General features: G+C 48.2%; 19 protein-coding genes. 3 read left to right on the top strand and 16 right to left on the bottom strand.

The genetic code is table 11. The features are described from left to right. Window positions 1–102 precede the first annotated feature (102 nt). The 9 genes from secA to DESLBE_RS17790 form a co-directional block, all read right to left on the bottom strand. Window positions 103–2,607: a preprotein translocase subunit SecA gene (gene secA / locus DESLBE_RS17830; protein ID WP_144677751.1), complete on the bottom strand. Its 2,505-nt coding sequence runs from the start codon at window positions 2,605–2,607 to the stop codon at window positions 103–105. Window positions 2,608–2,804: 197 nt separating this feature from the next. Continuing rightward, window positions 2,805–3,332, bottom strand: a complete 528-nt coding sequence (gene raiA / locus DESLBE_RS17825) for a ribosome-associated translation inhibitor RaiA (RefSeq protein WP_005815573.1) — start codon at window positions 3,330–3,332, stop codon at window positions 2,805–2,807. Window positions 3,333–3,533: 201 nt separating this feature from the next. Continuing rightward, on the bottom strand, window positions 3,534–3,731 hold the full coding sequence (locus DESLBE_RS17820) for a cold shock domain-containing protein (protein WP_011462200.1): 198 nt from the start codon (window positions 3,729–3,731) through the stop codon (window positions 3,534–3,536). Window positions 3,732–3,833: 102 nt separating this feature from the next. Further along, entirely contained in the window at window positions 3,834–4,553 is a 720-nt protein-coding gene (locus DESLBE_RS17815) for an amino acid ABC transporter ATP-binding protein (RefSeq protein ID WP_005815569.1), read from the bottom strand. Next, a complete protein-coding gene (locus DESLBE_RS17810) occupies window positions 4,540–5,214 on the bottom strand; it encodes an amino acid ABC transporter permease (RefSeq protein ID WP_015945440.1) in 675 nt (224 codons plus the stop codon). Before DESLBE_RS17810 ends, DESLBE_RS17815 begins: the two co-directional genes overlap by 14 nt. A gap of 205 nt (window positions 5,215–5,419) precedes the next feature. Next, complete coding sequence (locus DESLBE_RS17805) at window positions 5,420–6,229, bottom strand: basic amino acid ABC transporter substrate-binding protein (protein ID WP_144677750.1); 810 nt, start codon at window positions 6,227–6,229, stop codon at window positions 5,420–5,422. Window positions 6,230–6,461: 232 nt separating this feature from the next. After that, window positions 6,462–6,755: a zinc-ribbon domain containing protein gene (locus tag DESLBE_RS17800; protein ID WP_005815560.1), complete on the bottom strand. Its 294-nt coding sequence runs from the start codon at window positions 6,753–6,755 to the stop codon at window positions 6,462–6,464. 18 nt (window positions 6,756–6,773) lie between these two features. Continuing rightward, complete coding sequence (locus DESLBE_RS17795) at window positions 6,774–7,604, bottom strand: ComF family protein (protein ID WP_144677749.1); 831 nt, start codon at window positions 7,602–7,604, stop codon at window positions 6,774–6,776. 11 nt (window positions 7,605–7,615) lie between these two features. Continuing rightward, complete coding sequence (locus DESLBE_RS17790; protein ID WP_144677748.1) at window positions 7,616–9,487, bottom strand: helicase-related protein; 1,872 nt, start codon at window positions 9,485–9,487, stop codon at window positions 7,616–7,618. 191 nt (window positions 9,488–9,678) lie between these two features. Here DESLBE_RS17790 and DESLBE_RS17785 point away from each other — a divergent pair, with 191 nt between their 5' ends. Then, window positions 9,679–10,053 (top strand): DUF2680 domain-containing protein, encoded by a 375-nt coding sequence (locus tag DESLBE_RS17785; protein WP_005815554.1) that lies wholly within the window; start codon window positions 9,679–9,681, stop codon window positions 10,051–10,053. A 6-nt stretch (window positions 10,054–10,059) separates the two neighbouring features. On the opposite strand, the gene DESLBE_RS17780 is transcribed toward DESLBE_RS17785, so the two are convergent. Together DESLBE_RS17780 and fabZ are read right to left on the bottom strand one after the other, a co-directional pair. After that, the gene (locus tag DESLBE_RS17780; protein WP_144677747.1) at window positions 10,060–10,458 is read right to left on the bottom strand and encodes a hypothetical protein; all 399 of its coding nucleotides are present in this window, start codon (window positions 10,456–10,458) and stop codon (window positions 10,060–10,062) included. A 125-nt stretch (window positions 10,459–10,583) separates the two neighbouring features. Then, window positions 10,584–11,021, bottom strand: coding sequence for a 3-hydroxyacyl-ACP dehydratase FabZ (gene fabZ / locus DESLBE_RS17775; protein WP_005815550.1), 438 nt, complete (start codon window positions 11,019–11,021; stop codon window positions 10,584–10,586). Between the two features lie 140 nt (window positions 11,022–11,161). Here fabZ and DESLBE_RS17770 point away from each other — a divergent pair, with 140 nt between their 5' ends. Further along, on the top strand, window positions 11,162–12,286 hold the full coding sequence (locus DESLBE_RS17770; RefSeq protein WP_144677746.1) for a glycosyltransferase: 1,125 nt from the start codon (window positions 11,162–11,164) through the stop codon (window positions 12,284–12,286). Between the two features lie 63 nt (window positions 12,287–12,349). Here the strand turns inward: DESLBE_RS17770 and DESLBE_RS17765 are convergent, their stop codons facing one another. The 5 genes from DESLBE_RS17765 to spoIIID form a co-directional block, all read right to left on the bottom strand. Then, window positions 12,350–13,714: an anti-sigma factor domain-containing protein gene (locus DESLBE_RS17765; protein ID WP_144677745.1), complete on the bottom strand. Its 1,365-nt coding sequence runs from the start codon at window positions 13,712–13,714 to the stop codon at window positions 12,350–12,352. Further along, the gene (gene sigI, locus DESLBE_RS17760; RefSeq protein WP_144677744.1) at window positions 13,711–14,424 is read right to left on the bottom strand and encodes an RNA polymerase sigma factor SigI; all 714 of its coding nucleotides are present in this window, start codon (window positions 14,422–14,424) and stop codon (window positions 13,711–13,713) included. Before sigI ends, DESLBE_RS17765 begins: the two co-directional genes overlap by 4 nt. Window positions 14,425–14,515: 91 nt before the next feature. After that, window positions 14,516–15,253, bottom strand: a complete 738-nt coding sequence (locus tag DESLBE_RS17755; RefSeq protein WP_144677743.1) for a WecB/TagA/CpsF family glycosyltransferase — start codon at window positions 15,251–15,253, stop codon at window positions 14,516–14,518. Between the two features lie 158 nt (window positions 15,254–15,411). Continuing rightward, a complete protein-coding gene (locus tag DESLBE_RS17750) occupies window positions 15,412–16,398 on the bottom strand; it encodes a rod shape-determining protein (protein ID WP_005815540.1) in 987 nt (328 codons plus the stop codon). A 270-nt stretch (window positions 16,399–16,668) separates the two neighbouring features. Then, window positions 16,669–16,917, bottom strand: coding sequence for a sporulation transcriptional regulator SpoIIID (gene spoIIID, locus DESLBE_RS17745; protein WP_014795808.1), 249 nt, complete (start codon window positions 16,915–16,917; stop codon window positions 16,669–16,671). A 199-nt stretch (window positions 16,918–17,116) separates the two neighbouring features. Between spoIIID and DESLBE_RS17740 the strand changes: the two genes are divergently transcribed. Then, entirely contained in the window at window positions 17,117–17,410 is a 294-nt protein-coding gene (locus DESLBE_RS17740; protein WP_144677742.1) for a hypothetical protein, read from the top strand. Window positions 17,411–17,543 lie beyond the last annotated feature (133 nt).

The raw sequence follows: 17,543 nt of genomic DNA, 5'->3' as shown, positions 1-17,543 counted from the left end.
ATGGTTTTCGAAAAGTAAGGCATATTGAGCCGGGGGCCTCATTATGCCTTACGTGTAACTATTCTAGTACTCGGTAACATTCAAAAACATTCAAACCTTGTACTAACTGTCTGCTCCGCAGCATTTCTTGTATTTCTTGCCGCTGCCGCAGGGACAGGGATCGTTGCGGCCGATTTGGGGCCCCTCATTATGAACCGGACGGGCCGGCTGTTCCTCATCCCGGTTGGTGCGGACATGCTGAGGTTCTTCCGGTTTTTGCTCCGTCACCTGAGGTGTCACTCTCATAATATAGCGGATGGTGTCTTCCTGAATTGAGCTGATCATGCCCTGGAACATATCATAAGCCTCACGGCGATATTCCACCAAAGGGTTCTTTTGCCCATAAGCTCTCAGGCCAATGCCTTCCCGGAGCATATCCATGGCATCCAAATGATCCATCCACTTCTTGTCCACGACCTGCAGCATCACAGCCCGCTCGATTTCCCGCATGATCTCTTCGCCAAAAGCTGTTTCACGGGTTTTATAATGGGCTTGTGCTCTCTCCAGAAGCATTTCCACGATCTCTTCTTTTTCCATGCTTCCTACTTGCTCGGCTGTAATATCATGATTGGGCAGGAAGACATTTTCCACATATTCCAGGAAGCTGTTAAGATCCCATTCTTCAGGATAGGGGCTCTGGGCGCCGAACATATCCACCGTTTCCCGAACCACTTTTTCCAGCATATCGACGATGCTCTCCTGAATGTTGCCACCCATCAGCACCTGACGGCGTTGAGCATAGATGACTTCCCGCTGCAGATTCATGACATCATCATAATCAAGAACATGCTTGCGGATTTCGAAGTTTCTGTTTTCCACCCGGCGCTGAGCCGTTTCTACAGAGCGGCTGATCATCTTGGAGGTAATGGGAACGGAATCGTCCATCCCTAATTTATCCATCATCCCGGTGATATTATCCGCACCAAAAAGGCGCATCAAATCATCTTCCAGAGAGAGGAAGAATTGGGAAGAACCAGGGTCTCCCTGACGTCCGGCACGGCCGCGCAGCTGATTATCAATCCGGCGGGATTCGTGGCGCTCTGTACCTATAATATGCAGACCACCCAGTGGGGCTACTTCTTCGCCCAGGATAATGTCCGTACCACGGCCCGCCATGTTGGTGGCGATGGTAACCATGCCCTTCAAGCCTGCTCCGGCAATGATCTCGGCTTCTTTCTCATGGAACTTGGCATTCAGGACTTGATGAGGTATGCCGCGGCGCTCCAACATACTGCTTAAGCGCTCGGACTTCTCCACCGATACGGTTCCCACCAGAACCGGCTGTCCTTTTTTGTGGCGTTCGATGATCTCCTCAACCACAGCCTTGAACTTGCCTTCTTCAGTCCGATAGACCACATCAGGCAGATCCTCACGAATCATCGGCATATTGGTGGGAATTTCCACCACATCTAATTTGTAAATCTTTTTGAATTCCGGTTCTTCCGTCATCGCCGTACCGGTCATACCGGCAAGTTTTTCAAACATCCGGAAATAATTCTGGAAGGTAATGGTCGCTAAGGTTTGAGATTCCTTTTCAATTTTCACTTTTTCCTTAGCTTCAATCGCCTGGTGCAATCCTTCCGAATAACGGCGCCCAAACATAAGACGGCCGGTAAATTCGTCAACGATGATAACCTGCCCGTCCTTAACCACATAATCCCGATCCAGTTTAAAGAGGGCATGGGCTTTTAAGCCCTGGTTCACATGATGAGCCAGCTCTGTGTGCAGATCGTCAAAGAGATTCTCTACGGAGAGCATGGTTTCAACCCGGCTGACCCCTTGTTCAGTCAAGGTGACCACCCGGTCTTTTTCATTGACATTATAATCTTCTTCCGGCTTTAAGCGGGGAATAATCATGGCAATCCGGTTATAGAGCTCGGTCGGCTTGTCCGCCTCCCCGGAAATAATCAACGGGGTACGGGCTTCGTCGATTAAAATGGAGTCCACTTCGTCGACGATAGCATAATGAAGTTCCCGCTGAACCAACCCATCAGGACGGGTCACCATATTATCACGCAAATAATCAAAGCCAAATTCATTATTGGTACCATAGGTTATATCTGCAGCATAGCTTTCCCGCCGCTGAGCATAGTTTAAGCCATGAACGATCAGACCCACCGATAATCCCAGGAACTGGTGAATGCGGCCCATCATTTCGCTGTCACGCCGGGCAAGATAGTCGTTGACGGTAACGATATGAACACCGCGGCCTGTCAAAGCATTCAGATAGGATGGAAGGGTTGCCACCAATGTTTTTCCTTCCCCAGTACGCATCTCGGCGATCCGGCCATCATGCAGGACCATCCCCCCGATCAGCTGCACATCATAGTGCCGTTGTCCATTGACACGCCAGGAAGCCTCACGAACCACTGCAAACGCCTCAGGCAAAAGGCTGTCCAGACTCTCTCCATTCTCCAGCCGTTGTTTAAATTCATCGGTCTTGGCACGGAGCTGTTCATCAGACAACGCCTTGATTTCCGGCTCCAAGTCATTAATCGCAGCAATCTTTTTCTGATACTTTTTAACCTCACGAGCATTGTCATCAAAAAGTTTATTTAAGAAACCCATTATTGACCACCTTTCCATCTGTCCAAGGGTATCAACTCATTTTATCACTCTAACCAAAAGGGTGCAAGCCAAGAGCATCCCGCTCCAGAGCAAATCCCTTGTTAATTTCTGTAGGAACGTCCTGAAACAACCATATGCACACAAGAATGGTCTACCCTCGTAGACCATTCGTTTTAATCATCCTATTCAATTTTATCTCAATCTTCGGGCTCCAAGAGACCATAGTCGCCTGATCTCCGGCGATAAACCACATTGATGACATTGGTATCCATGTTGGTGAAGGCGTAGAAGTTATGTCCTACCAGGTTCATCTGCATAATGGCTTCTTCCACGGACATGGGTTTGGTACCGAATTTTTTGTGACGGACAACCTCTTCAGAATCATCTTCATAGAGGGCGGGATGCTCAATTTCATGATCTTTAAGGACTTTAGTGCGCATGCGTTTGTTGATCCGGGTGCGGTATTTATCAATTTGGCGCTCCAGCTTTTCGACGACCAGGTCGATGGAAGCGTACATATCTCCGCTTTCTTCCTCGCCGCGAAGAATCATACCCTGGAGGGGTGCAGTGACCTCAACGCGATGACGGCCTTCCTCTACCAGCAGGGTTACTTTAACATCCATAAACTCATCAGAGTATTTCTCCAGTTTGCCTACCCTTTTTAAAACGTACTCTTTCAGGGCATCGGTGACTTCCATTTGTTTGCCGCGAACGCTGATGTTCATAGTAAAACCCCCTTAATATCTGCTTAATATATTATTCCCTCTTCACGCAAAAAATCCTTCCACAATTTTCTTCTCTTTTAACTAAATTTCCATATGCAAAAAAGAAGAATCGTTGTAAATTATGCCAACAATTCTTCTTTTTATTCATGTGATAGTAACTTTGTCAAAACTCCATACGGCAGCTCTTCCGCTCCCTATCACTTATCTCGCTTGCACATTAGAAGCCTGGTCTCCCCGCGGACCTTGGACAATATCGAATTCCACACCTTGACCTTCTTCTAAAGTACGGAAGCCGTCACCCATGATGGAAGAGAAATGAACGAAAATATCCTGTCCATGATCCCCTTCGATAAATCCATACCCTTTTTGTTTGCTAAACCACTTTACTTTACCCAACACAGAAAAAAACCTCCTTGATTCCTTAACAGCTCCGGCCATCTGCCAAAAAGCTAGTCTCTTAGGAAGGATGCCCAGGAGGACCCTGATTTAAACATTAAAAATCTAAAGGATCTTGCTCAGGAAGGATTGAGTGCGCGGATTCTGAGGGTTGCCAAAGAGTTCTGCCGGGGACCCTTCCTCCATGATTCTTCCTTCATCCATAAAGATCACCCGGTCCCCTACTTCCCGGGCAAAGCCCATTTCATGAGTGACCACAACCATGGTCATGCCTTCCCTGGCCAGATCTTTCATGACGGCCAGAACCTCCCCGACCATCTCGGGATCAAGGGCTGAGGTAGGTTCGTCAAAGAGCATGACTTTAGGGCGCATGGCGAGAGCCCTGGCAATAGCGACCCGCTGCTGCTGCCCTCCCGAGAGCCGCTCGGGATACTCATGGGCCTTATCTGCCAAGCCTACTTTTTTCAAGAGCTCCATGGCCATCCATTCTGTTTCCTGCTTGCTGGTCTTGCGCACAATTTCCGGAGCTAAGGTAATGTTTTCTAAAGCCGTCTTATGGGGAAACAGGTTAAACCGTTGAAAAACCATGCCCACTTCCCGCCGTATAGCGTTCACATTGGTTTCCGAATTCAAAGGAATGCCATCCACAACGATTTCTCCGGATGTGAGCTCCTCCAGCTTGTTGAGACAACGCAGAAACGTGCTCTTCCCCGAACCGCTGGGGCCAATAACCACCACGACCTCTTTTTCTTTAATATGGCAGTCGATGCCGCGCAGGACCTCCAGCTTGCCAAAATGCTTGTGCAGATTTTTAACGGTTATCACTTTTACCGAACCTCCTCTCTGTATAATTCACGAACCGAGAAAGGATCAGAGTCATGGCCAGATAGAACAAAGCAACTTCTAAATAAATAACAAAGGGCTGATAGGTACGGCTTACAATAAGTTTCCCGGAATACATAAGATCCTGAAGGGCAATAAAAGATACCAGGGAAGAGTCCTTGAGCAGAGCAATGAACTCATTACCCAGAGGGGGGATAACCCGTTTAAAGGCCTGAGGAAGAATAACATGTCTCATGGCTTGGCCCTGGGTCATTCCCAAAGACCGGGCCGCTTCTCCCTGCCCTTTATCAATGGACTGAATCCCGGCCCGGAAAATCTCCGCAATATAGGCTCCCGAGTTAAGACCCATAGCCGAGATACCAGCAATAAACTGATAATTATCAGGAATCTGGAAATTCAAGAGCTGAGGAACAGCGAAGTACACCATGAGAATTTGAACCAAAAGCGGCGTCCCTCTGAAAAAATCAATATAGGCTATAGCGAAGCCCCGTAAAATCCGGCTGTTGGATAAACGCATTAATGCCATAAACAAGCCGATCACAATCCCCATAGCCACAGCCCCGGCCGTAAGCTCCAGAGTGATCAATGTTCCTTTCAGCAAGGGATTGACGCTCTCAAGCATTAATTCCCAATGGAGTTCCACACCCACATCCTCCTTTAATTACATGTCATGAATCCTTCTTTAAATCCTTCGTAATTATACATTTCATCGCAAGTTTATTCAAGAATTATAGTCCAGACATTTTTCTCCAGAAATCCCCCTGTCCTCCGCTCAAAACAAACATTATACTGAAACAAAACGCCCAGCATTGCTAGGCGTTTTGAGTCATCATCATTCTGAGCCGGGCTTAGAACTTAGGAGCATCCTCATTAAACCATTTTTTATAGATCTCATTGTATTTTCCATTGTCCATAAACTTCTTTAACGTGGCATTCACTTGATCGGCCAACTCTTTATTATCAAGCTTAAAGGCGATGCCAAAATACTCTTTTTCGAAAGCGCTGGGGATGATCTCAATATCCATATTGGGGTTCTGGGTAATGAAATAGTAAAGGGTAGGGGTATCGGCAACCACTGCCTCAGAGCCGCCAATCATCATATCGTTGATGGCATCTCCGATGGTATCGAATTTTCTGGGATCGATCCCCAGATCTTCAACTGCAAACTGACCTGTGGTTCCTTGTTGAACACCAACTTTTTTACCTTTTAAGTCTTGTTCTGATTTAATTGCTGAACCTTTTTTAACAGCGATTATTTGAGCGGATTCAAAATAAGGGTCGCTGAAAAGAACCGACTTGGCACGGTCGTCGGTGATCGTCATCGCCGAGATGACGGCATCATATTTTCCCAGGCCAATTGCTGCGACCAACCCATCAAAGGAGGACGACTCAAACTTCGCGGTATATCCCAAGTCTTTGGCGATTTCGTTCATTAAATCGATATCAAAGCCTGTAGGAGTTTGCTGTTTGTCCATAAATTCAAAGGGTGCATACTCGATAGCGGAGCCGATCTTCAGTACTTTTTCTTCTCCCCCATTCGCTCCATTATTCGCCCCATCGTTTGCAGGGGGCTGACTTTGATTACCGCCGCAGCCTGTAAGGGCCAGCAAGCCCATCATGACCACAGCAATGATCCCATTGCGTAAACTCTTTTTCATTTTTATCCCTCTCCTTTTAGTTTTCTTTTTTACTTTACTTATCCAACGGGCAAAACATGCTACTTTTTTAGCAAAGCTTCTTACTTGTCTTATGGATATTGATTATTATACATAACGATGCAACTTTATTCAACATCTTTTTCTTATAATAATTAGAATTGTTTATAAAAAAAGCTGTAAAAAAAGCATTGGATAGACTCCAATGCTCTCACATATATTCTCGTTTATCTGATTAGCGACCTACGCGGTGGTTTTGGTAGCAATCGCGGCAGTAAACGGGACGATCAGATGTAGGTTGAAATGGAACTTGAGTTTCAACGCCGCACTCTGCACAAACTACTGTGTGCATTTCCCGTTGACGGCTTTCACCGCTGTTGCGGCTGGCTTTACGTGCATTACGGCAGTCTCTGCAACGCTGTGGCTCGTTTTCGAAGCCTTTTTCTGCATAGAATTCTTGTTCACCTACAGTGAAAATGAAAGTGGTTCCGCAATCTTTGCATACTAGTTCTTTGTCTTGAAACGCCATGAAGAAAATCCCCTTACCTTAAAAAATAGTAACAGACTCACGCCTATCCGACCCTATTATAACACCGAATTCTGAGGCTGAATAGTCCTTTTTCTGTCCTTTCTCCAAACCTGCGGCTAAAACAAGCCCATACACCTGAGCCGCTCCACCCCGTTTCAACACCTTGGCACAATGCTCCAAGGTCGCACCGGTAGTGGTCACATCATCGATAAGCCAAACCCTGGCTCCTTGGATTTGCTTAAGCCCTCGTGATGAAGAGACTATTTGGAAAACCGACTCCAGATTATGCAGCCTCTCCTTCCGGCTTAACCCCACTTGCGGGGCAGTGGGCTGAACCCGGTGCAAACCCTCCCACAAAGGAATCCCCAGTTCCCAATGCAGCAGGGAGGCCATCGCTGCCGCCTGATTGAAGCCTCTTTCCCCTAATCGTTCATCATGCAGAGGAACAGGCACAATCCAATGGGGAGGCGGCAGATGGCGAAGAGCAAAATCCCCCAGAGGCGGGCCGAGCCGTTTCAGCAAATAAGGCTGGGATTTAAATTTTACATTCTGAATGAACTCCCGCCAAGCCCCCGTATAATGTCCCCAGGCCACAGCCTGCTCCATACCTTTGGGCCCTCTGCCCGCAACGCAGTCCTCACATTCTGTATGCTGAGATTCAAGAAGCTTGCCGCAATGGCTACACCGGTTCAAATCCGGCCGGAAATAAGTTTGCTTACAATCATCACAAAAAACCTGGCCTCCTGACACATGGGTTGCACAGAGAAGACAGGCTGACTCCTTATCATAGAGCAGGGATCGGGCAAGGTCTTTTATATCTTGCCATAGAGAAAAAATAGAGCCGGACATAAGGAACCTCCTTAATTGTCAATTAAACCCTGAGCGAAGGCCAGCTCATTTTGCTCCTTAATCCAATAAATCGCTTTTGCAATGGCAGCTGACTTTTGGCGGGATAGGAAAAAGGCATTGCCGGTGGGATTCTCCTGGGTCCTCCCCACCCGTCCGGCCATTTGGACCAAGGCTCTCTCGTCAAAGACCCCATGGTCCGCCTCCAGAACCATGATTTGAGCATTAGGCAGGGTGACTCCCCGTTCCAGAATCGAAGTGCAGACAAAAATACGGAACCTTCCCTCCCGCAGTGCCGCAATTTTTTCAGTACGATTGGGATCGGCACTGTAGCTTCCTGAGATTGACCATTGGGGGAACTCCTTCTTCAGGATTTCGACCCAAGGGTTGACCCAGGATATCTTGGGCACAAAGAGGAGCACCGGACCCCATAGGGCTAATTCCTTCAGCCACTGAAGAACCTTTTCTCCCTGCTCTCCAGAGCATCCATGCTCAGGTGCCATACTTCCCCCAATCTTGCGCCACTGCGGTAACGGAACTGCCTTGCCATGGTGGCGTGCGGTCAGGCGGATCAGTTCCATCCTCCCTGCTTTAACCTTCTCCAAACTTTCCCGGGAGGGAGTAGCCGTCAGATAGGCCCTTTTCCCTCCCGTTCTCAACGCCCGATCCATTCCCCAAGCCAAGGCTGTACTGCCATAATAGGGAAAGGCGTCCATTTCGTCAAGGAAGATTAAATCAAAAGCCTGGTAAAAACGCAGAATTTGGTGTGTGGTTGCCAGAACAAAGGGAGCCGGCGTAAAACGCTCCTGGCTTGTTCCGGTGAGAACACTCAGCTTTAAGCCGGGAAAATCCCGCTGAAGACGAGGGGCTACATCCAGAACCACATCTTGACGAGGTGCCGCGAATAATACCTTTTTCCCTTGTTCAAGGGCCCATGCTGCGGCCGGAAAACAGACCTCGGTTTTCCCTGCTCCACAAGCTGCCCAGAGCAACACTTCCTTCTCAACGTTTCTACCCTGAATGACGCCCCTTTCGCCGGCACCTTCTTTTACAAACTCTAAGACCTGTTGGGCAGCAAGCTTTTGGGCAGGACTAAGCTCCCAACGGGGTGAAAATTCCCAAGCCATGTTCCCACAGTCGGAAAAAGAGGAATAGCTCAGATGATCTGACTCTGTAGAGGAGGAAAACATAGTTTGAGAGGGACCCCCGCTTCGGTAAAGCTCATGGAGTGAACTTACTGCTCCTAAAGCGGTACAAGCCGGGCAAGTGGCAGCCGGCCCATAGATGCTTATCCACTCTTCGACCTTAGTCTCCCCGCAGCGCTCACATCTCCAGCCTTTTCCTACTCTTGTCACGGCCGGAATCCATTGGGCATCCCCTTTCCCGACCTGCTCATGGCAGAGGTTCAAAATCTCCGGATAAGATAAGCGACATTCCTGCCCCAGCCGCTGCAGGTCAGCCTTGGCTAATAATCTTCCCTCAGTTCTGGCCAGGAAATCCCCAATCCTTTCCTTATCTGTTATACTCCCCAGATTATCCTTCAGTCCATTCTGCCAAGAGGCCTCCGGAGAGTTTCCCTTCTCCCACCGCCAATTTTGATCCCTTAGTCCCGGATAGCCTTTCAAGGTTCTGAGCATTGCCCTTTTAACCCAGGCTCCATCCCGCTTCTTGTCCTCTCCCCTTTCTCTTGAATAGCCTCCCCATAAGGGCCATACTCCGCCTCTTCCTGAGCCCTGCCTTTGCTCGTCAATCTCTCCCAGCAGGGATTGGGCAAAGCTTAAAGGAAGCCCGGGCCGCAAGACCTCAGCCTCCTCAGCCAAGTGCTTATCATCTATTAAAGGGGAAAGTGTCATCTCCCCTGAATCGGCAACAAAAAAGTAAAACATAAAAAACCCTCTCTTTGCATCCCATAAGAAGGGTTTTATTGATCGATGTGTATAGTATTCGCTCCGAACTGTCTATTCCCTGCTTATTTTAAACATTCATCCAAGGATTACCACTATGTTTCTTTCTTTTTCTGGGTATTCTATAAAACGTTCCAGTTAAAAAGTCGTCTATTATTAAGGAGGAGTGTAAATTGTTGAAGAAGTTCGCGGTAAGTTTATTGACCCTCGCCTTCCTTACCTTTGGCGCCGGAACAGCTTTTGGGGCAACCACAACGGCACCGGATCCTGCCAAACTGGCGGAAATCAAAGCTCTTCATCAACAAATGGTCGAGCTCAAGGTGCAAATGATCGATAAGAAAGTGGAAGCCGGAATCCTGGAAAAGGAAAAGGCTGAAAAGATCAAAGATGCGATTAAAGAACGGCAAAAGAAAGTAGAAGAGGACCTGGCCAACGGCAAGGTCGATTTTGGGAAAAAGCATCATAAAGATCGCGACAACAAACCCAAGGGCGATTCAAAAGAAACACCCGACGCAAAATCTTCATCGAGCATGCGCCTTACCAAATGACCCTTCTTAACTGGAACCCTGATCCCCCAACTGCGGTTGGGGGATTCTTTCTTGAATGGACCATGTAAATCCGGAGAAGGATTGATTCAAGCATTTAAGGTAGAGGAGCTCTTCCTCAGTATACTCATCCTGCTCTCCCCACAGCTCAATCTCACAATGGACGGGCAAGCCCATTTTCCGCTCCATCTCCCCCAGAAAGCGTTTTAAAGAAAAAGCAAATTGCTCCTGCCGGTAGATAGATTCTTGATTAGTAAATTTAACGGTGATTTGGGAGCAATAAGACTTTCTCTTCCAAGCGGTGATTTTATGGCCGAGTCCTTCCGGAACCGTCCACTCCCAATAATCCGCGATAATCCATAACAAAGCCACAATTACCCCTAATCCGGTAAGCTGTACACCCATCATACTCCCCCCTACCCTAAACTATGCAAGAGTTTAGGATAGGGCAATTTGTCTTTTCGGAAATGATGGCCCCCTCACTCGCTATAGGTAATGTAATGTTTATGCTATACTAAACTCAGCGGCGTTCCTTAATCCTCTAATTTAGGACCGACAGCAAATTTTAAGGTGCCCTCGGCAGCTAAATTTTCTCCTACATAGGCTTTTCCTTGTGCCACACCAAGCCCCCGCTTGAGTTTTAATAACTCAACTTCCAGCCGTAGCTGGTCGCCGGGGATCACTTGCCGGCGGAACCGAACGTCTTCCAGCCCGGCAAAAAGCGCAATATGTCCTGCGTATTCCGGCATTTTCAAAAGAATCACAGCCCCTACCTGGGCCAGAGCTTCCATAATCAGCACACCGGGCATTACCGGATAGCCGGGAAAATGCCCCTGGAAGAAAGGCTCGTTGCCGGAAACATTCTTCAAGCCCACCCCCCGTTTGCCATCTTCCAACTCCAGAATCCTATCCACCAGCAAAAAGGGATAGCGGTGGGGTATTATCTTTTGAATCTCCTGACTTTCTAACATAAAAAAACCTCCTGATTTATAACTTTTTTATCAACATTTTTATACGCTTCGTTTTTGCTCAAAACCACTATTTTGATACCTAGTCACAATTTGCTTATACTTTAGTATAACCGAGTTTCGGGAAGAAGGGAAGAATCCCCGTGCCAACCTATAAAATTTTGCAATTAATCGGCGGCGGCGAAATCGGCGGCGCCGAACAGCATGTCCTGACCTTGCTGCAAGGGATCGATAAAGCTGCCTTTTCCTTAACCTCAGGCTCTTTAATCGATGGGCCTTTCGCCCGCTCCACTGAAGAGAAAGGCATTCCTACCTTGCGTTTTCCCATGAAGCACGCTCTGGATTTATCCCCTTTGCCAAAGCTTATGGCCGATATACGTCGGGAAAAGTTCTCTCTCATCCATACCCACGGCTCCCGGGCCAATCTTTTGGGGAGACTGGCCGGAGGTTGCTTGAAACTACCTGTGGTCAGCACGGTTCACAGTTCCCTAAAGCGGGATTATCTTTCACCTGCCGCGGCCTGCTTGGCCCTGGCTTTAGACCGGCTGACCCTGCCCTTGACCTCCGGGATTATCACCGTTTCCGAAGCTTTGGCTGAAGAAGTGGCCCGTCGCGGCGGGCAAAGAATCCGCACCATCTATAATGGCATCCCGCCTCTGCCTCAGCTGGCCACCAGTGAGCGGCGGGGGGAATTGCGGGAAAGCTTCCGCCGGACATGGGGTATACCCAAGGATGCCCTGGTTCTCGGCAGCGTCGCCCGGCTGCATCCCACCAAAGGGCTTCACACGCTTTTAGAAGCTGCTCACATCTTACGCCCCCAGTTCCCTCATCTCCATATTCTGATCATCGGCGACGGACCTCTGCACAGGGAGCTTGAGGAACAGGCTGAGGCTTGGGAGCTGCCCCACACTTTTACAGGATATCTCCCCGATGCCTATCAAACCCTGCCCGCTATGGATATTTTTATTCTCCCTTCCCTAAGCGAAGGCATGGGCCTCGTTCTGCTTGAGGCCATGCAAGCTCATCTGCCTCTTGTCGCCACTGCTGTGGGAGGGATACCGGAACTGATTCGCCCCTCTCTGGATGGCCTTTTGATTCCCCCGGGACAACCGGCGGAACTTGCCGGGGCCTGCCGCACCCTTCTCCAGAACCCTGAGCTCGCTCAATCTTGCCTGGACTCCGGCGCTCAGCGTTGGCAGGACTTCAGAGTTCAGGAAATGCTCAGACAAACTGAGAACTTTTATCAAGAAGTATTAAAAAGATGCTGACAGCACAAAGCTCTCCCGGGGAGAAGTTCCGATGGAACCTTCTGCCTCAGGAGAGCTTCATATTTAAGTACGTTGACTATAGTTCATTCTCAGGAAGTTCCCAAAATTCCAGTTACTCTGGGAGCTATTTCGAGAATCCCCTTCAGTTTTGCGATTGCTGTTTTGTTTAGTATCCTGATTATCCCTCTTACCGGCCTTTTCTGCTGGTTCATCCTGCTTTGGGCTTTGCTTCTGATCAGAGTCGGGAACCCCTTTTTTCTCCCCGCGCTTTTCTTTGTCGGTATTTTGATCATTATTGCGGTCACTGTTCCCTTGGTTGTCAGTCCTATCAGACCTGTTGTCTTGGCCTTTTTCCAGGTCATCCCCTTTGTCGGTTCCCTTCCCTTTCGTGCCGGAACCGTAATCTCTATCTTTGTCCTTATCTTTACTCCTATCTTTATTCTTGTTCTTATTGTTGTTCTTATTGTCATCGTTATTGCTGCTCTTATTGCTGTCCTGGGAAGGCTTTGGATTGCCTATGCTGTTTCTGGGCTGTTCTTTGGTACTTTTTTGATTATTTTTCTCTCTATCCAGGTTATACCACTTACTTTTACCGTAGCCTTCCTTTTTATCCTTGCCCTCACCCTGATTGGTTTTATTACTCATGGCTTCAATAATGAGCTTATCTTTACGCATCTGCTCCTGAATTTCCGGAGTTTCCAATAAGCGGGCTCGCTCTTCCTTCGCTTTTAAATCCTTAGGCTCTACCTTAATACCTGCCTTCTGAGCAGTATCTGCTAAAGCATACTCTCCCAAGGTGAGCCCCGTCTCTTGAGCTTGCTTTTTTTGCTCAGAGGTCAATTCATAGACCGCTACGGTAGGCTTAAGCCCTTGCTCATGCACAGCCTGTTGAACTTGTTGGGTTATTGCTTCAGTATTAATCGTACTGGATTTGGCGGAGGGCTCCTTTTGGTCCGGTGCCGCGGCTGAATATCCTACCACAACCCAGTTTTCTTCTTCGTTCAAATAATTTAAGGCCACCGATTTTTGAATAATTTTATTCAAAGCCTCTCCCCATGACTTTCCTTTCAGGGCTAGTCCGGTGACCAGCTGTTCAGCCTCGGAGTTCAGGGATTCCAGCTCCAGAACTTCTCCCTTTTGATCCACGGTAAGCTGAAGGCTGGGGTTAATATCCAGAGAAATCATGGCCACTGCGGTCCTTGGCTGCCAGGCATTCCATCCGAAAATCCCCATCAATGCCAGCAGAACTACCGCAGCGACACTTGCCCCTATTCGCCAAAAGGTTGCGCTGCTTTGGACCGGCAATTGGATTTCCTCCCCGACCTCCGCATCCCCTTTGTACTTTAAGGTTTGAAAAGCTCCATCCCCTGTTAGTACGGTAATGGAATTCTTATGTTTCTCTAAGACAACAGCCTTAATTTGGCTCATCCTTCAGCCCTCCTTTCCTCCGGGAGTACATATTCCCTTAAGTAAATATAATCATGTTGATTAGCAATCAATAAGGCTACCGCCAGAATATATTTCCGCCCCCGTTCCAGTACTTTGGGGTGAACTTTGGTCTTTAAGGTCAGGGCTTGCATGGGGAGCTTGCCTGTCTTCTCCACTTGCTGCCATAACTCCGGAGACAGTGCCAGGGTTCGGGCCACCCCGAGCAGAGTTTCCCGGCTATCCCGGTGTTTGGGGCACACTTCAGCCAGGACTTGAAAAGATAGGCCATATTTTTTCAGGGCTAAGGAAAATTCCTGAATCTCAGCCGCTCTTTCCTGATTTTGCTGACGTTCACGAAATTCCTGGAGCCCTACATGAATATCAACAGCCTGCCCTACCTCATCCTGATCCATAGGCAAGGCTTCCCGCAAACGCTGCTTGCGGTAATAATCAATAAGCCGGCGTTTGATCAGGAGCCGGGCATAGGCTAAAAAAGGCACGCCTCGTTCTTCTTCATAATGTTCAATAGCTTCATTAAAGGCGATTAAAGCCTCGGATAATTCTTCATCTCTACCCCATTCTAAAGTGCGATGACACGTCTGAATGGAAACATGACGAATAAAAGGCTGAGACTCCTGTAAAAAGTCCTCTCTGGCCTGTGGGTCGAGTGTTATCTTCTCCCAGGACCATTTGAATTCCCATTCAGGCATTTTTCAACCTCCTGTTCATTAGTACGCCTAGGGGAGCCGTCTTTAGTCGGTGCGGAAAAATAAAGTGTTAAGCTGCCGCTGGCAAGGAATACTACCTTACTTTCCGGGTTCTCTTTTGCTCCTTACCGGAGCATATGACCTTCCAGGCGAAGCGAGGAAGAACCAGTTGACGTTTCAAACGGGAGGGCTGCTTAAGCAAACGATAGAGCCACTCCAGGCGGATATGGCGAATCCACTGGGGAGCTCTTTTGTTGATTCCAGCCAGAGCATCAAAGCTGCCCCCCACACCAATGCTGACCGTGTTTAAATCAAGATGGGAAAACATCCAAAACTCCTGACGGGGTGCTCCCAAACCGATCAGAAGAAGATCCGGCTTAAATTCGCGGATTTGCTCCAGCAAGGCCGGCTCTTCTTCGCGGCTGAAATAGCCGTGAGCTGCTTGCCACCGGAAACCGGGGTGCTTTTCGGCAACTTTCTCAGCTGCCTTTTCAGCAACACCGGGCTGGCTGCCCAGAAAAAAGACCCCCCAGGCTTGTTCAGCTGCTATGGGGAAAAGGGCTTCAACTAAGTCAATCCCTGTTACCCGCTCAGCTACCGGATGGCCCAGGCGCTTGGCCGCCCAGACCACACCTACCCCATCCGGGGTCACAACCTCAGCTGAATTAATCAGCTGCTTAAGGCGGACGTCCCTTCCCGTAGCATAGATCAGCTCCGGATTAGCCGTAACCACTTGAATGGGCCTCTGTTCCTCTACTGCTTTTCGGATTTTAAGGACGGTTTCCGCCATCGACTCCCGGTCCACTTTTACGCCAAGTATATCTGCTCTCATGGTAAACCTCTCCAAACTAAAACATTCACATTCCTAAAGAAAAAGCCGAGAAATAGCTTCTCCGATCTGTTCACCGGATAGTGCCCCTTTCCTCGGCTGTAAAGCTTGTCTTCACCAGAATTCTATGTATTGTTGAAAAACTGCCTGATGTCAGTGACCTAAAAGCTTTGATCCAGAACCTTGCCTGTCCCTAAAGCAACACATGAGATAGGATCTTCAGCCAGAGTTACCGGCAGACCGGTCTCCCTGGAAATCCGGGTGTCAAACCCGTAGACCAGGGCTCCGCCTCCGGTCATGACGATTCCTTTGCTTAAGATATCGGCGGAAAGCTCAGGGGGAGTCCGCTCCAGTACTTCCTTCACCGCCCCCACGATGGCTTCCACATTTTCTTCCAGAGCAAGATAACACTCTTTGGAGTTGACATTAATGGTTTTGGGAAGACCTGTGACCAAATCCCTGCCCCGCACATCGATTTCAGCATGATCAGGCCGTCCCTCAGGAATAGCCGCACCGACAGCAATCTTTACTTCTTCCGCTGTCCGCTCCCCAATCATCAGGTTATATTCACGCCGGATATGGCGGATGATGGCTTCATCAAATTTATCGCCGCCGACCCGTAAACTGCGCTTGGTGACAATCCCTTCCAGGGAAAGAACGGCCACATCCGACGTTCCCCCACCGATATCCACGATCATATTGCCCGTAGGCCCGGAGATGTCCAATCCCGCTCCCAAGGCTGCCGCATAGGGCTCTTCAATGACTTTGACCTGTTTGGCTCCGGCTTGGTAAGCGGCTTGCTTTACTGCCCGCTCTTCAACATCGGTAACTCCTGAAGGGATACAGACCACCACCCGGGTCTTAAACAAAGGCCAACGCCGGGCCCCCGCCTTTTCCAAAAAGTATTTAAGCATGATTTCTGTGGTTTGATAATCGGCGATGACACCATCCCGCATCGGGCGAACAGCCACAATATTCCCCGGTGTTCTCCCCAGCATCATTCTGGCTTCTTCCCCAACGGCTATTTTTTTATTGGTATTCTTATCGATGGCCAGAACCGAGGGCTCATGAAGAACAATTCCTTTTCCTTTGGCGAAGACCAAAACACTGGCCGTTCCTAAGTCAATTCCTAAGTCTATACCGAACATTTAAGTGGTACCCCTTTCTTACTCTTCTGCTTGTCCATCTTCACTCATCACTGACTGCCTTGATTTTCTGTTCCTGGTTTTAACCATCTTTCCGATATATCCCTAAACGAAAAGTACAATCTCCCCTGCGGGAGATTATACATAATATACCACATTCTTTTATTCGATGAAACTATACTAATTCCTTTAATATTTCCCCTTATGATCCAGAAAAACTTGCTTTCTTATAGTTCCCGAACATTTATCTAAATAAACCTGCTAAACCTGCTTTCAGCTCTCCTGATATTTTTTCCGAGTGGCTTCACCACCCCGGATATGACGTTCTGCCTTATTGCTTTCCAGTATTTGCTTAACCTCCATAGCCAGCTTTTCATTGATCAGGGGTAGCCTCTCCGTGACATCCTTATGAACAGTGGATTTACTCACTCCGAAGATATCTGCTGTCTGTCTTACTGTGGCGCTCGATTCCATTATATAATTGCCAATATCGAGTACCCGTTTACGGATATATTCCTGCACCCTGAGCCCTCCTTTTTTGCACCGAAATTTTATACATTTATATGCACTTAAAATCAAAAAAGACATCCTCAGAAGGATGTCTTCGACTGGTAAATGCTGTATAACTCAAAAATAAGATTTTTTTGCAGAAAAAATTGTAAATCATTGCCAATTTGGTTTTTGCATCATACACTGTAATATAAAAAGGAGGTGTTTCGCAATGTATGGCTGCGTTGGTAAACCAATCTGTTGCCCGCCACAATACTGCGTAAGGGATACTTTTACCCCTAGAATGATCCCCGTTATTCAACCCGTCGTGACGGTTAATCGTCAGAATATCGTTGATGTTCCTCAACCCTATGTTCAACAGATAACACGCAACGTTACTGTTGATCGGGGTTTCGCTAATACCGGTAACTTTGGTTTTGGGAATGCCGGCTTCGGTGGTGCTGGTTTCGGTGGTCTTGGGAATGCAGGGGCCTTCGGCGCTTCTAATCGTCTGTTCACGCGGTAAAAATTAAATCCTTTTGTTCAGCTATTTATTCTTAAACACCACTATGACTCCCATCTTCTTATAGGCGGGGATCTATGACCCCGGATTCAGCTTAATCCAGCTTGTAGACTAAAACCGTTTCTATGCCGTCAGG

Origin of the sequence: Desulfitobacterium sp. LBE, from assembly GCF_007830365.1 — a bacterium.
Taxonomy (GTDB): domain Bacteria; phylum Bacillota; class Desulfitobacteriia; order Desulfitobacteriales; family Desulfitobacteriaceae; genus Desulfitobacterium; species Desulfitobacterium hafniense.
This window is presented reverse-complemented; position numbering and strand designations above follow the sequence as displayed.